General features: G+C 64.8%; 13 protein-coding genes. 9 read left to right on the top strand and 4 right to left on the bottom strand.

Translation table 11 applies throughout. The annotated features are described in order from the left end of the window. Nucleotides 1-21: 21 nt before the first annotated feature. Entirely contained in the window at nucleotides 22-975 is a 954-nt protein-coding gene (locus tag QOU61_RS19155; protein ID WP_289652769.1) for an alpha/beta fold hydrolase, read from the bottom strand. Between the two features lie 333 nt (nucleotides 976-1308). Here QOU61_RS19155 and QOU61_RS19160 point away from each other — a divergent pair, with 333 nt between their 5' ends. Genes QOU61_RS19160 through QOU61_RS19190 form a run of 7 tightly spaced genes read left to right on the top strand, consistent with a single transcriptional unit; the run spans nucleotide 1309 to nucleotide 8544 of the window. Then, nucleotides 1309-2568 carry a D-alanyl-D-alanine carboxypeptidase family protein gene (locus tag QOU61_RS19160; RefSeq protein WP_289652770.1) on the top strand — a complete coding sequence of 420 codons (1260 nt, stop codon included), beginning with the start codon at nucleotides 1309-1311 and terminating at the stop codon, nucleotides 2566-2568. Nucleotide 2569: 1 nt separating this feature from the next. Next, nucleotides 2570-3256, top strand: a complete 687-nt coding sequence (gene tmk / locus QOU61_RS19165) for a dTMP kinase (RefSeq protein WP_289652771.1) — start codon at nucleotides 2570-2572, stop codon at nucleotides 3254-3256. Continuing rightward, on the top strand, nucleotides 3253-4296 hold the full coding sequence (locus QOU61_RS19170) for a DNA polymerase III subunit delta' (protein WP_289652772.1): 1044 nt from the start codon (nucleotides 3253-3255) through the stop codon (nucleotides 4294-4296). Before tmk ends, QOU61_RS19170 begins: the two co-directional genes overlap by 4 nt. A 55-nt stretch (nucleotides 4297-4351) precedes the next feature. Then, nucleotides 4352-6280, top strand: a complete 1929-nt coding sequence (metG, locus tag QOU61_RS19175; protein ID WP_289652773.1) for a methionine--tRNA ligase — start codon at nucleotides 4352-4354, stop codon at nucleotides 6278-6280. Nucleotides 6281-6290: 10 nt separating this feature from the next. Further along, entirely contained in the window at nucleotides 6291-7076 is a 786-nt protein-coding gene (locus tag QOU61_RS19180; RefSeq protein WP_289652774.1) for a TatD family hydrolase, read from the top strand. Then, nucleotides 7076-7873, top strand: coding sequence for an MBL fold metallo-hydrolase (locus QOU61_RS19185; protein ID WP_289652775.1), 798 nt, complete (start codon nucleotides 7076-7078; stop codon nucleotides 7871-7873). Before QOU61_RS19180 ends, QOU61_RS19185 begins: the two co-directional genes overlap by 1 nt. 41 nt (nucleotides 7874-7914) lie before the next feature. After that, a complete protein-coding gene (locus QOU61_RS19190) occupies nucleotides 7915-8544 on the top strand; it encodes an antibiotic biosynthesis monooxygenase family protein (RefSeq protein WP_289652776.1) in 630 nt (209 codons plus the stop codon). A 20-nt stretch (nucleotides 8545-8564) separates the two neighbouring features. Here QOU61_RS19190 and QOU61_RS19195 read toward each other — a convergent pair whose 3' ends face one another. Then, nucleotides 8565-10526, bottom strand: coding sequence for a carbohydrate porin (locus QOU61_RS19195; protein ID WP_289652777.1), 1962 nt, complete (start codon nucleotides 10524-10526; stop codon nucleotides 8565-8567). Nucleotides 10527-10703: 177 nt separating this feature from the next. Beyond that, on the bottom strand, nucleotides 10704-11291 hold the full coding sequence (locus QOU61_RS19200) for a hypothetical protein (RefSeq protein ID WP_289652778.1): 588 nt from the start codon (nucleotides 11289-11291) through the stop codon (nucleotides 10704-10706). A gap of 73 nt (nucleotides 11292-11364) precedes the next feature. Between QOU61_RS19200 and QOU61_RS19205 the strand changes: the two genes are divergently transcribed. Both QOU61_RS19205 and QOU61_RS19210 read left to right on the top strand, forming a co-directional pair. After that, nucleotides 11365-11910 (top strand): DUF2975 domain-containing protein, encoded by a 546-nt coding sequence (locus tag QOU61_RS19205; protein ID WP_289652779.1) that lies wholly within the window; start codon nucleotides 11365-11367, stop codon nucleotides 11908-11910. Nucleotides 11911-11922: 12 nt separating this feature from the next. After that, a complete protein-coding gene (locus QOU61_RS19210; protein WP_289652780.1) occupies nucleotides 11923-12162 on the top strand; it encodes a helix-turn-helix domain-containing protein in 240 nt (79 codons plus the stop codon). Between the two features lie 3 nt (nucleotides 12163-12165). On the opposite strand, the gene QOU61_RS19215 is transcribed toward QOU61_RS19210, so the two are convergent. Continuing rightward, nucleotides 12166-13815, bottom strand: coding sequence for an acyl-CoA synthetase (locus tag QOU61_RS19215; RefSeq protein WP_289652781.1), 1650 nt, complete (start codon nucleotides 13813-13815; stop codon nucleotides 12166-12168). Between the last annotated feature and the right edge of the window lies 1 nt (nucleotide 13816).

A 13816-nucleotide genomic window follows, 5' to 3' on the forward strand; every position in this document is an offset into this window, starting at 1 on the left:
ACGATCGCCGGCGCGGCCCGATCAGGTCGCACACTCCTTCAGGAAGGCGATCAGCGCTGCGTTGACCTCGTCGGGGCGTTCCTGCTGAATCCAGTGCCCGGCATCCGCGATGATCAGCTTGCGCTTCAATTGCGGCAGCACCCGCTCCATTTCCTTGACGCGCTTGTTGCCGATCAGCCCGGTGATGACGGCGTCCTTTTCGCCTGCGATGAACAGCGAAGGCTGATGGATCTGTGCGCCCTGCCAGGGCGCAGTCAGCTCCCAGTTGCGATCGATGTTGCGATACCAGTTGAGCCCGCCGCGGAAGCCGGATTGTTTGTAGGCCTGGCTGAAGATGGCGAGGTCGTTCTCGTCGAGCCATGGCGGCAGCGGGTGGTCGGCGCATGCGTTGCCGCCGAGGAAGCCCTTGTTGTCCTGCACGAACAGCGACAGCGCCGGATCGGAAAAGCCGCGGGCAAGCAGCGTGCGCATGGTGAGGTCGATGTCGCGCTCGAACTCGGCCTCTGCGACGCCTTCCTTCTGGAAATACTGCCAGTAGAAATTGGTGATGCCGCCTTCACGCAGGGTGTCGAGCGGCCGGCCGCGGCCGCGGAACGGCGGCGGCACACTCAAGCCGGCGACCGCGGTGAACACGTCGGGCCGGAACTGCGCCGCATGCCAGGCGACCGGTGCGCCCCAGTCGTGGCCGATGATCGCCGCGCGCGTCGCACCGAGGGCTGAGACCAGCGCGACCATGTCGCCGACGGTATCGAAGATGCTGTAGGCGCCGACCTCGGCCGGCGCGCTGCTGCGGCCGAAGCCGCGCATATCGGGGGCCGCGACGCGGAAGCCGGCCTGGGCGAGTGCCGGAATCTGATATCGCCAGGAGTAGGATAGTTCCGGCCAGCCGTGGCAGAGCAAGACCAACGGGCCTTCGCCCGCCTCGCGCACCGAAAGTTCGATCCCGTTGGCGGAAATGCTGCGCAAGGATGCCATCGAGTTTCCGCCTTGTTTGCCGGGTTTCATCACGGGCGCTTCGCTCCACACGATAAGGTTGTTTGCCTATAGTCGCAATCGGTGAGGTGGCGGCGCGACGATGGTTCGCAAAGCTGTGTTGTTTGCGATACTTCCACCTGTTAGAACGCCGTGCGTACAGCGCCTAGTGGAGTGGATTTGACATTCGCTCACCACTGGCCGCAAATTCGCGAAGCGAATGTCAAATCCAAAACTCCACTAGAATCCTGGATTTGCTAGTGGTCCTTTGATTCTAACATTCGCAAAAGTGCCTCCCAATGTGGGGAGCGAATGTCAGAATCGGACCACTGGCCGATGGCAGCAGAACGACCGCGTTTCCGCCGATTCCGAGCCTCGTCCGGGCGAATCGGACGCCTGCTCGCTGCAAGCCTTGTGCTCGCCGCCTTCGCCTGGGGCGGCGTGCTCTATGCCGCCAACCAGAGCGTGCAGGGCGCCAAGAAGGAAGAGGGCGGGTTTGACGGCGACGCACCGACCGCGATCCTGATCGAGGCGACAAGCGGCAGCGTGCTGTTCGAGAAGAACGCCGACGAGTTGCGCGCGCCGTCCAGCATGATGAAGCTGGTGACGGCCGAGGTTGTGTTCCACGCCATCCAGGAAGGCAAGGTCAAGCTGACGGACGAATACCGGATCAGCGAGAATGCCTGGCGGCGCGGCGGCGCTCCTTCTGGCGGCTCGACGATGTTCGCCGCGATCAACAGCAAGGTCTCGGTCGACGATCTCCTGCACGGCGCGATCATCCAGAGCGGCAATGACGCGTGCATTGCGCTTGCCGAAGGCATGGCCGGCAACGAAAAAATCTTCGCGGCGGATTTCATGACCCCGCGCGCCCGCGAGCTAGGGCTCGTCAAATCGACCTTCGCCAATTCCAACGGCCTGCCGGACCCCGGCAACAAGATGACGGTGCGGGAGCTTTCGATGCTCGCGCGCTACATCATGCAGACCTATCCCGAATTCTATAAGCTGTTCGGCGAGAAGGAATTCACCTGGAACAAGATCCGCCAGCAGAACCGCAATCCGCTGTTGAATGCGCTGGAGGGCGCCGACGGGCTGAAGACCGGCTACACCAAGGAGGGCGGCTACGGCATGGTCGGCTCCGCCGTGCAGAACGGCGTCCGCCTGATCGTGGTGGTCAACGGCCTGGAAGATCCGGATGATCGCGCCACTGAAGCCAAGAAGATGCTGGAATGGGGTTTTCGCAATTTCGAGTTCCGCACTCTGATCGCGGCCGACCAGACCATCGGCTACGCAAAGGTGTTTGGCGGCGACAGCCGCTCCGTAAAACTTTCGACGCCCGAGCCGGTCAAGGTGATGGTGTCCAAGAACGGCAATGAAAGGCTGATCGCGCGCATTGTCTATAGCGGACCGGTGCGGGCACCGATCACGACGGGCCAGAAGATCGGCGTCGTCAAGGTCTGGCGCGGCGCCAACATCGCGGTCGAGCAGCCGGTCTATGCGGCGGAATCGATCGGCACCGGCTCGACCGTGCGCCGCGCGCTCGATGGCGCCAGCGAGCTCGTGATCGGCATGTTCCGCGCCGGCGCCGAGAAGCTTTGACATGGTTGAAATGACCACCAAACGGCCTTCGGGACGCGGCCGGTTCATCTCCTTTGAAGGCGGGGAGGGTTCCGGCAAGTCGACCCAGATCAAGAAGGTTGCCGAGCGGCTTGCGGCTGCGAAACTGCGCGCCATTGTCACGCGCGAGCCCGGCGGCTCACCCGGCGCCGAGATCATCCGCCATCTCGTGCTGTCCGGGATGGGCAAGCTGCTCGGTCCTGATGCGGAGACGCTGTTGTTTGCCGCCGCGCGCGACGATCATGTCCGCACCGTGATCCAGCCGGCGCTCAACCAGGGCACATGGGTGTTGTGCGACCGCTTCATCGATTCGACGCGCGTCTATCAGGGCCGGCTCGGCCATGTCTCGCCGACCATGCTGAACGCCATTGACCGCGTCACCATCGGCGATCTCAAGCCCGATCTCACCATCATCTTGGATGTGCCGGTCGAGATCGGGATGAAGCGGGCGGCCGCGCGCCGGGGTACCGCGGCGCCCGACCGCTTCGAAGCCGAGGACGTCCATTTCCACCAGGAGCTGCGCGACGCCTACCGGCAGATCGCTGCCGAAGATCCGCAGCGCTGCGTGCTGATCGATGCGACGCCGGATCCCGACATGGTCGCGGCCGACGTGTGGACCGCCTTGCGCGATCATCTGTTCGCCCAGCCGAGCGCAGCCGGTTCGCCATGAGCGCGCGCAAGGTCGAGCAGGAGATCGCGGTCCCCCATCCGCGCGAAACCAATGTCCTGTTCGGGCATGGTGACGCGGAGGCGGCGCTGCTCAACGCCTACCGCAGCGGCCGCATCGCGCACGCCTGGCTGATCGGGGGTGCGCAGGGCATCGGCAAGGCGACGCTCGCCTATCGCATGGCGCGCTTCGTCCTGCGGCACGGCGATCCGCTGTCGCCGGCCGTTCAACGGGCGACTTCGCTCGCCATAGATCCGTCCGATCCGGTCGCGCGCCAGGTCGCGGTCGGCTCACATGGCGGGCTGCTCACGCTGGAGCGCACGCTGAACGATCGCGGCGTGATGCGCACCGTGATCACGGTCGACGAGACACGCGAGACGATTTCGTTCTTCGGCTCGACCGCAACGGCAGAGGGCTGGCGCGTCTGCGTCGTCGATACCGTCGACGAGCTCAATCCGAACGCGGCCAATGCGCTGCTGAAGATTCTCGAGGAGCCGCCGCAGCATTCGCTGTTCCTGCTGGTCAGCCACGCGCCGGCACGGGTGCTGCCGACCATCCAGTCACGTTGCCGCAAGCTGACGTTGCGGCCGCTTGCAGTCACCGAGGTGATCGCGGCCACGGCGCAGGCGACCGGAAGCACGCCCGGTGATCCCGCGCTCGCAGAGGCTGCGCAAGCCGCCGAGGGCAGTGTCGCGCGCGCGCTGACGCTGCTTGGCGGCGACGCGCTGAAACTGCAGCAGCGGACGGCAACCCTGCTCGCCGCGCTGCCGAGTGTCGATCCGCGCGAGCTTCATGCGCTGGGCGACGCGCTCGGGACCAGCGATCGCGTCGCGCTCGCCGCCTTCATCGACAGCGTCGATCGCTGGATCGCCGAACGGCTCGAGGCCGACGGCAACAGCAATGCAAACCTGCCCCGCCTTGCACGGCTCGCCGAGGTGTGGGAAAAGATCGTCCGCGCCGCGCGCGACACCCAAGACTATAATCTTGAACGGAAGCCGCTGGTTTTCTCGGTGTTCGGAATGCTTGCGGAAGCAACGCGGTAAGCGCCCGAAAGACAATCCGACATTCTCGTTCGAGCCAGGATTTAAGGAATTAGCTGTGGCCGCCAAAAAGAAATCTTCGAAGCGGAAGGCTGCGAAGAAAGCAAAGACCAGCAAGCGCGTGGGCAAGGCCGCGGCGGCTTCCTCACGCGCCAAGAGCAAGGGCGCGAAAAAGCGCCTCGCCAAGAAGACAGCCAGGAAGCCCGCGAAAGCAACGAAAGCGGCAGGAAAAAGAGCGACGAAAAAGTCGGCGAAGAAGGCAGCCGCCAAGGGCAGGGCGGCATCCGGCAAAACGGCGCGCAAGCCGTCTGCGACGGCCGCGAAGGCGCCGCCCGCGCCGACGCCCGAGAAGCCGAAACGGCCGAAGCCCGCGGCGAAGCCTAACCGCGCCGTCGACACGAGACCGGCGCCGACAGCCACCGTTTCCGCACCATCGCGCAGCAACCGCTTCTATATCACGACTGCGATCGCCTACCCGAACGGCACCCCGCATATCGGCCACGCCTATGAGGCGATCGCAACCGATGCGCTGGCGCGCTTCCAACGGCTTGACGGCAAGGACGTGTTCTTCCTGACCGGCACCGATGAGCACGGCCTGAAAATGGTTCAGACCGCCCAGAATGAAGGCCTGCCGACGGCGGATCTCGCGGCCCGCAACGCCGGCCGCTTCAAGGCGATGGACGAGCGGCTCGACGTCTCGTTCGACCGCTTCATCCGCACTACCGAAGCGCAGCACCACCGATCGAGCCAGGAAATCTGGCGCCGGATGCAGGAGAATGGCGACATCTACATCGACGCCTATGCCGGCTGGTATTCGGTGCGCGACGAGGCCTATTACGCCGAGGACGAGACCACGGTCGGCGAGGACAGTGTGCGCCGCGGGCCGCAGGGCACGCCGGTCGAATGGGTCGAGGAGAAGAGCTATTTCTTCCGGCTCTCGGCCTATCAGGACAGGCTGCTCGCGCTCTATGAGAGCCAGCCCGATTTCATCGGGCCGGACGCGCGCCGCAATGAGGTGATGAGCTTCGTCAGGCGCGGCCTGAAGGATCTCTCGATCTCGCGCACCACCTTCGATTGGGGCGTCAAGGTGCCCAACGACCCCGAGCATGTGATGTATGTCTGGGTCGATGCACTCACCAACTACATCACCGGCGTCGGTTTTCCCGACGAGGGCGATCCGAACTGGCATTACTGGCCGGCCGATCTGCACATCATCGGCAAGGACATCATCCGCTTCCACGCCGTGTTCTGGCCGGCCTTCCTGATGTCGGCAGGCATCGCGCTGCCGAAGCGCGTCTACGCCCACGGCTTCCTGTTCAACCGCGGCGAGAAGATGTCGAAGTCGGTCGGCAATGTCGTCGATCCCTTCAATCTCGCCGATCAGTACGGCGTCGACCAGATCCGCTATTTCTTCCTGCGCGAGGTGGCGTTCGGCCAGGACGGCAGCTACAACCACGAGGCCATCGTCGCCCGCATCAATGCCGACCTCGCCAACGACCTCGGCAACCTCGCGCAACGCTCGCTGTCGATGATCGCGAAGCAGTTCGGCGGCGTGCTGCCGGAGCCCGGCGCGTTCTCGGACAATGACAAGACGATCCTCGCGCAGGCCGACGGCATGATCGCGATCGCCCGCGAGGCGATGGCGACGCAGCAGATCCATCAATGGCTGAACGCGGTATGGGCCGTGGTGGCGGAAGCCAATCGATACTTCGCGGGCGAGGCACCCTGGGCGCTCGCCAAGACCGACCCGCCGCGACAGAAGACGGTGCTCTACGTGACGGCCGAGGTCATCAGGCAGATCGCGATCCTGGCCCAGCCGGCGATGCCGGCGGCGGCGGCGAAGCTGCTCGACGCACTCGGCATTGAGGAGGGCGCGGCACGGCAGTTCGACCAGCTCGGCGGCGCGGGGCGGATTGCGCCGGGCACCGTGCTGCCGGCGCCGCAGGCGGTATTTCCGCGCTATATCGAGCCGACCGCGGCCGAGTGAGCCGACGACCATGCTTGTCGACAGTCACTGCCATCTGGATTTTCCCGATTTCGCCGCCGATATCGACGGCGTCGTGGCACGGGCGGCGGCCGCAGGCGTCGATCGTCTCGTGACGATCTCGACGCGGGTCAAGCGGCTCGGAGAATTGCTTGCGATCGCCGAGCGCTTTCCGAACGTCTATTGCTCGGTCGGCACCCATCCGCATCACGCCGACGAAGAGGATGGCATCTCGCCCGACGAGCTGATCGCCCTGACGAAGCATCCGAAGGTCGTGGCGCTGGGCGAGGCCGGGCTTGACTATTTCTACGACAACGGTTCGCCGCAGGCCCAGGCGCGCGGTTTTCGGGCGCATATCGCAGCCGCACGGGCGACCGGCCTGCCGCTCGTGATCCATACCCGCGAGGCCGATGAGGATTGCGGCCGCATCCTCGAGGAGGAGGTGGCGAAGGGGGCATTCCGCGCCGTGCTGCATTGCTACACCGGCGGGCGCGAGCTGGCGATGAAGGCGATCGATCTCGGGCTGTCGATCTCGTTCACCGGCATCCTGACCTTCAAGAAGTCGGAGGCGCTGCGGGCGCTGGCGGCAGAGCTGCCGGGCGATCGCATCATGGTGGAGACCGACGCGCCGTATCTTGCGCCGGGCAAGTTCCGGGGCAAGCGAAACGAGCCGGCCTATGTGGTCGAGGTTGCCAAGGTGCTGGCGGACGCGCGCGGTGTTTCGCTGGAGGAGATTTCGCGCCAGACCACGGAAAACTTCTTCCGCCTGTTCTCCAAAGTGCCGGTGGCGAAGGCCTGATGACGCTGACCCTGACCATCCTGGGGTGTGGCTCCTCGGCCGGCGTGCCGCGCCCCGCGCTGGGCTGGGGCAGGTGCGATCCCGCCAACCCGAGGAACCGGCGGCGGCGCTGTTCGCTGCTGGTCGAGCGCACCTCGGAGCACGGCACCACGCGCGTGGTGATCGACACCTCGCCCGACCTGCGCGAGCAGCTCATCGACGCCGATGTCGACCATATCGACGCGGTGTTCCTCACCCATGAGCATGCCGACCAGACCCACGGGATCGACGATCTGCGTTCGGTGGTGCTGCATCAGCGGCGCCGGATTCCGACCTATTTCAACCAGTCGACGGCCAAGGACATGATGGCGCGGTTCTCCTACTGCTTCATCTCGCCTGAGGGCAGCGACTATCCGCCGATCCTGACCCGGCATGGGATCGAGGCCGGCGAGAGCCACACGATCGAAGGCAAGGGCGGCGCGGTGACGCTGAAGGCGTTCATCATGCAGCACGGCAAGATTCCCGCGCTCGGCTACCGGATCGCTGATGCGGCCTATACGCCCGATGTCAGCGACATCCCGCCCGAAAGCTGGCCGGCGTTGGAAAATCTCGATCTCTGGATCATCGATGGCTTGCGCTACGCGGCGCATTCCAGCCATTTCAGCGTCGATGACGCGCTGTCCTGGATCGATCGCTTCAAGCCGAAGCGCGCCGTCATCACCAACATGCATTCCGACCTCGACTATGAGGTGCTGCGGCAGAGCCTGCCCGAGGGCGTCGTGCCGGCCTATGACGGCATGCGGCTCGTGGTAGGGTAGGCGGGTCAGATATCGCTGGAAGGGAACACGGAGCCGGTTCGATGATGTCCTTGTTCTTCGAAGTCGAGATCCGCCCGGGACGCAAGGATCAGTATCTGAATCTTGCGGCGTCGCTGAAGCCGTCGCTGGAAGCGATGGGCGGCTGCCTGTTCCTCGATCGCTTCAGGAGTCTTTCGCGGGACAATTTGATCCTGTCCTACCAGATCTGGCAGGACGACGGCGCCATGACGGCCTGGCGCGTCGATGGAAAGCATCACGATGTCCAGACGCTTGGCCGGACCAAGGTCTTCTCCGACTACCGTCTGCGCATCGCGCAGGTGATCTGCGAAATGAAGCCGGGCCAGCCGGTCTGGCGCGCCGAGCAGCGCTCGTCCTACAACGATCCCGCGCGGCGGCCGCCGACCTATGTGCTGGTCACGGAATCCAGGCGCGCGCAGCTTGCCGTGCCAACGGAATGGCGAAGCGACGCGTTCGAAAGCGTCTATCGCGAAGGCCAGTTCGCGCATCTGGTCGACCTGCCGGACGATCGGTCCGGGCTTGCCTTCGGCGAGCGGCTGTTGGCCGAGCCGACCACCGAATACGTCAGGATCGTCGAGGTCGTCCGCGACTACGGCATGTATGACCGGACCGAAGCGCCGCAATATTACCCGCCGGTGAGCAGAGACCCGTAGCCACCGCGATAACGGAGTGCCTAGAACTCCGCATGAAAGCGACCCGCGACGACCGACACCGGTCCACGGTCGGCGTTGTAGGCGGGGTTGGTGATGAGCTGGTAGTCGAGCGTGAACGTCGTCCATTGGTTCAGGCTGTAGGCATAGTAGGCCTCGAACACCTTCTCGTTCGCATAGTTGAGCTTGCCGTCCCCGATCAGGATGCCGAGGCCGCCGGCGGCGAAATAGGCGCGCGCCTGCGCCGACAGGCCTTCGATCACCCCGCCGATCCCGATCCGGTCGTCGGGACGGCCCCATGAGGTCCCCCGCAGCACGGCGCCGAGCGACAGGCTCGCGTCGCAATCGGTCCAGCCGATCTTCTCGGTCTGGCCGGCGTCCCAGCTCGCCCGGGAAAACATGCCGAGATCTTCGGTGATGGCCTGTTCGAGATTGACGACGAATCCGTAGTTGGTGCGCCCCTTGCGCGTAAGGGTGATATCGGGAGCGCTCGCCGAGGACTGCGCCAGCGCGACCGCTTCGGCATAGCTGCCGGCATTGGCGCGGTTCGCCCATCCCATCAGGCGCAGCTTGCCCGGCTGCGAGAGCAGCGCATAGCGCAGCTCGACCTCGCCGATATATTCGCCGCGGTCGGGGATGCGGGTGTCGAAGGTGTTGACGTTAGACTCGGTCGGAACCAGGAAGTAGCCGAAGCGGACCGCCCAGTGCTTCTGGTTGAGCTCGGCCAGCGCGCCCCAGGTGTAGCTGATCTTGTCCATCGTGAAGTCGTACGAGCCGCAGCAATACATGTTCCAGTTCAGGAAATCGCGGCGCGGATCGTGCGCGTAGGCGTTGCCGTCGAAGAAATCGATCACCGACAATTTGCCGGCGGTGACGGTGATACGCGAGATGTCCTGCTTGCCGCCGAGCTGGTTCGGACCGTCCGCAATCGCCTCCTGTTCGCCGCCGAGACCGAAGGTCTGCCGCACATAGGCGCGCGCAATGTTGACCCGCGGAATCGGGAAATCCGATTTCTGCGCCTCGCCGTTCGGAAAGCCCGCGACGCCATAGGTGTCGGCCAGGCCAAAGCCCTGCATCAGCTCCGGATTGACGTAGATCTCGCCGCCTTCCCACGGCCGGACGCCGACGAAGGCGGTCGCGCTCGTCGTGTTCTTCAACTGGCTCGCGCCGGAAAGGCTCTGTGGACCTTCATAGGGCGAGCGAAACGACGGATAGCCCTGGCCGATCAGGGTGAACTGCCCATGGACGTTCCAGTCGTTCGACGCGATCGGCCAGCGATCGGCAGAAGCAACCCTGGCGCCTGACAGCTCGCGCCCGCCATGGTCCAGCTTGTAGTTGAGCCCGAGGCGCAGCAGGTGCAAGTCAACCGCCGCACTGTGGCGCGTGCCGGAAGGAAAGGCGGCGCTCACGCTGCCGAAGCGATCGTAGAGATATTCGAGCCGCGCCGTCCAATCCGGCGCAAGCGCGACCTCGCTCCCGATGCCGGCGACCCAGCCGATGCGGCTCGGCAGAGCCTTGTCCTGGTCGGCGCCGATGCCTGGTGACTCCGTCAGACGCGCCAGCGACCATGCCCATCCGCCGGTGCCATAGACCATCCAGCGATTGAAGGCGTAGCCGATGCGGCCGCGAAAGCTGGCGACATGCTCGATCCGATCGGCGACGGACGTGCCCCTCACAGTTGCGCGCTGTGCGGCGAGCCCATCTTCCAGAAAGTTGGGGAAGGAAACGTCCGCCTCCGCACCCAGCAGCAGCCGTGAGGGGAGGAGGTAGTTGTAGCCGGCCTGCAGGCCGGCTGAGAGGCTGCCGAAGGAGTTTCCGGTTGGCCGAAAACCATCGAGCGTGCCTGTGAGACTCCCGCGCCCGTAGGCGAGGTGCCCTCCGACATAGGCTCCCGACCAGTCGAAAGCAGAAACTTCCGCCGCAGCCGCCGGCATGCCGATCGTCCCCCAGAACAAGCCCGAAACAAGCACCCCCAGCAAACGCACGCCGTCGCCCCCATGAAATCAATCGCGAAATCAATCGCGCCATCTGGGTGACCTTATGCAAATGCAAATCATTCGCAACAGACCAATGGTCGCAGCCCCGGGCGGGTCAGGGGATGGGGCCTCCTGAATTTCGTGAAACCGAGCTGCGCTTCGCCACAGGCCTCGGCGATGCACGAGCTAGGCCGGGCAGCGCGGGATTTCGTCGACGATCGCGCGTCCCGGCACCAGCGAGCGCAGATCGACGTCGCGGGTGAGGGCGACGTAGTCGCCGGTCTCAGCGGTTCGCAGATAGGTGGTCAGGTAGACCGGACCATCGGCGAGGTCGGCGGTCTTGCAGCCACGGGTGTGAACCGCGATCGAGATCGATCCGCCGGGGCTGCCTGCGCCTTTCCTCGCGATCAGTTCGGAGCGGAAAGCGAGCAGGCGCGGCAGATCGGCTTCATCGATGCGGTAGGCGAAGACATGCGTGCCGGCGCCGGCTTCGGACGCCAACTCCGGGGGCGTCGGCAGTTCGCGCAGCATGAATTCGCGCATGTCTTCCGGGGAGCGACCGACCTTCACGGCGATCCGCAGCACCACGCCTTGCGGCAGTGGCTTGACGGCAAGCGGCAATTTCACCGCGGCGCGCAATTGCGCGGGATCGGTGCTCTCGAAATCGACACGCGCGAGTTTTGCCAGCGACATCACCGGCATATGACCGCATCCTGCGGCGAGCAAGCAGAGCGCGAGCCACAGCGCGCGCGAGGACAGGAGAGGGGACCGCATCGGGTGAATGGATATTGACGATGATTATTTATCGTATTACGATAATTAAATCTTGTGTCAATAGGATCTTCCCATGACCGCTCCCAATCCGTCGATCCGCCTGCGCCGCCTCTGCCGCGCGATGAAGACCCTCACCACGTCCGGCATGCTGTTCATCGCCATCGGCATGGTCGCGATCTTCTGTGTTCCCGACTGGACGCGGAATCTGCTGGTGGCCCGGCTCGGGCTCATGGGTGACGTGCTGCCGCTCGCGCCCGCGCGCGTGATTGCTGGTGCTGCGATCGCCGCGGTGCCGGTCGGCGTGCTGCTCTATGGCCTGTGGCAGGCACGGCAATTGTTCGCCGATTTCGCTGACGGCTTCGTGTTCATGTCGAGCAGCGCCCGGCGCTTGCGCGATTTTGCGCTGGCGATCCTGGCACAGGCTGTGCTGCAGCCGATCGCGGCGACCGCCATGCTGCTGGTTTTCACCTACGACAACCCGCCGGGCAACCGGCAGCTCGTCATCGCGCTGTCGTCCAACGACTATCTCGCGCTCATCATTGGCGGCATGCTGCTGGCGATCGCCTGGGTGCTGGTCGAGGCAACCCGCATCGCGGACGAACATGCAAGCTTCGTCTGAGGGGAGGCGGGCATGCCAATCATCGTCAACCTCGACGTCATGCTGGCGCGGCGCAAGATGCGCTCAAAGGAGCTTGCCGAGCGCATCGGCATCACCGAGCAGAACGTCTCGCTACTGAAATCCGGCAAGGTGAAGGGCGTGCGCTTCGACACGCTGGCCCTCATCTGCGAGACACTCGCCTGCCAGCCCGGCGATATCCTCGAATATCGCCCCGACGTCGAGGCGATCCCGCTGCGCCGAGCGCGCGCTTAGCGTCTATGCCGAGATCGCCTTCGCCGATTCCACCTGGTTGCGCAGCAGGAACTTCTGGATCTTGCCGGTCGAGGTCTTCGGGATCGGCCCGAACACGACAGCTTTGGGCGTCTTGAAGCCGGACATGTGGCTGCGGCAGAAGCTGATGATGTCGGCCTCGGTCGCCTGCGCGCCGTCCTTCAATTCGATGAACGCGCAGGGCACTTCGCCCCATTTCTTGTCGGGCTTTGCCACCACGGCCGCGAACAGCACGGCCGGATGCTTGTAGAGGATGTCCTCGACCTCGACGGAGGAGATGTTCTCGCCACCGGAGATGATGATGTCCTTGGAGCGGTCCTTGATAATGACATAGCCATGCTCGTCGAGCACGCCGAGATCGCCGGTGTGGAACCAGCCACCTTCGAAGGCCTCCTTCGTCGCCTTCTCGTTCTTCAGATAACCCTTCATCACGATGTTGCCGCGGAACATCACTTCGCCGATCGTCTCGCCGTCGCGCGGTACCTCGCGCATCGTCTCGGGATCCATCACGGTGATGGCTTCCTCGAGTGGGTAGGACACGCCTTGGCGGCGCTTCATCTGCGCGCGCTGGTCGGCCGGCAGATCGCTCCAGCCCGGCTGCTCCGCACAGACGGAGGCGGGGCCGTAGGTCTCGGTCAAGCCGTAGACATGGGTCAGCCGGATGCCGATGCTCTCCGCGCCTTCGAGCACGGCGACCGGGGGTGCCGCGCCCGCGATCAACCCCACCACGCTCCGCGCCGCCTTGCCTTTGGGCGCATCGGGCGCGTTGATCAGGGTGTTGTAGACGATCGGCGCGCCGCACATGTGGGTAACGCCGTGCTCCGCAATCAACGCGAAGATCTTGGCGGGATCGACCTTGCGCAGGCAGACATTGACGCCTGCGGCCGCGGCCATGGTCCAGGGGAAGCACCAGCCGTTGCAGTGGAACATCGGCAACGTCCAGAGATAGACCGGATGCTGGCCGAGCCCACCGGCAAGGATGTTGCTGACGGCGTTGAGGTAGGCGCCGCGGTGATGGGTCACCACGCCCTTCGGATTGCCCGTCGTTCCCGACGTGTAGGAGAGCGCGATCGCATCCCACTCGTCCGCGGGCTTCTTCGGCACGAAGGCCGGATCGCCTTGCGCCACCGCAGCCTCATATTCGATCGTGCCGATCCGTTTTCCCCCGGCGAACGCGGCATCATCGACATCGAGCACGTCGGGCTTCGGCCCCTGCATCAGGGTGAGTGCTTCCGCAATTACGCCGGAAAATTCCGGATCGACCAGGATGATGCGGGCGGCGCCGTGGTCGAGCTGAAAGGCGATGGAAGCCGCATCGAGGCGGATATTCAGCGTGTTCAGCACGGCGCCCGCCATCGGCACGGCGAAATGCAACTCGTTCATCGCGGGCACGTTGGGCAGCATCGCCGCCACCGTGTTGCCTTCGCCGATGCCCCGGCCTGCCAGATAGGACGCAAAGCGCCGGCAGCGCGCATAGGTTTCCGACCAGGTGAAGCGGCGGCCCTCATAGACCGCGCTGACATGATCCGGATAGACCGCGGCGGTGCGCGTGATGAAGCTCACCGGCGTCAACGGCACGTAATTGGCGCCCGTCTTGTCCAGACCGAGATCGTATTGATTCTGCTTGCCACTCATC

It is taken from the genome of Bradyrhizobium sp. NP1 (assembly GCF_030378205.1).
Taxonomy (GTDB): domain Bacteria; phylum Pseudomonadota; class Alphaproteobacteria; order Rhizobiales; family Xanthobacteraceae; genus Bradyrhizobium.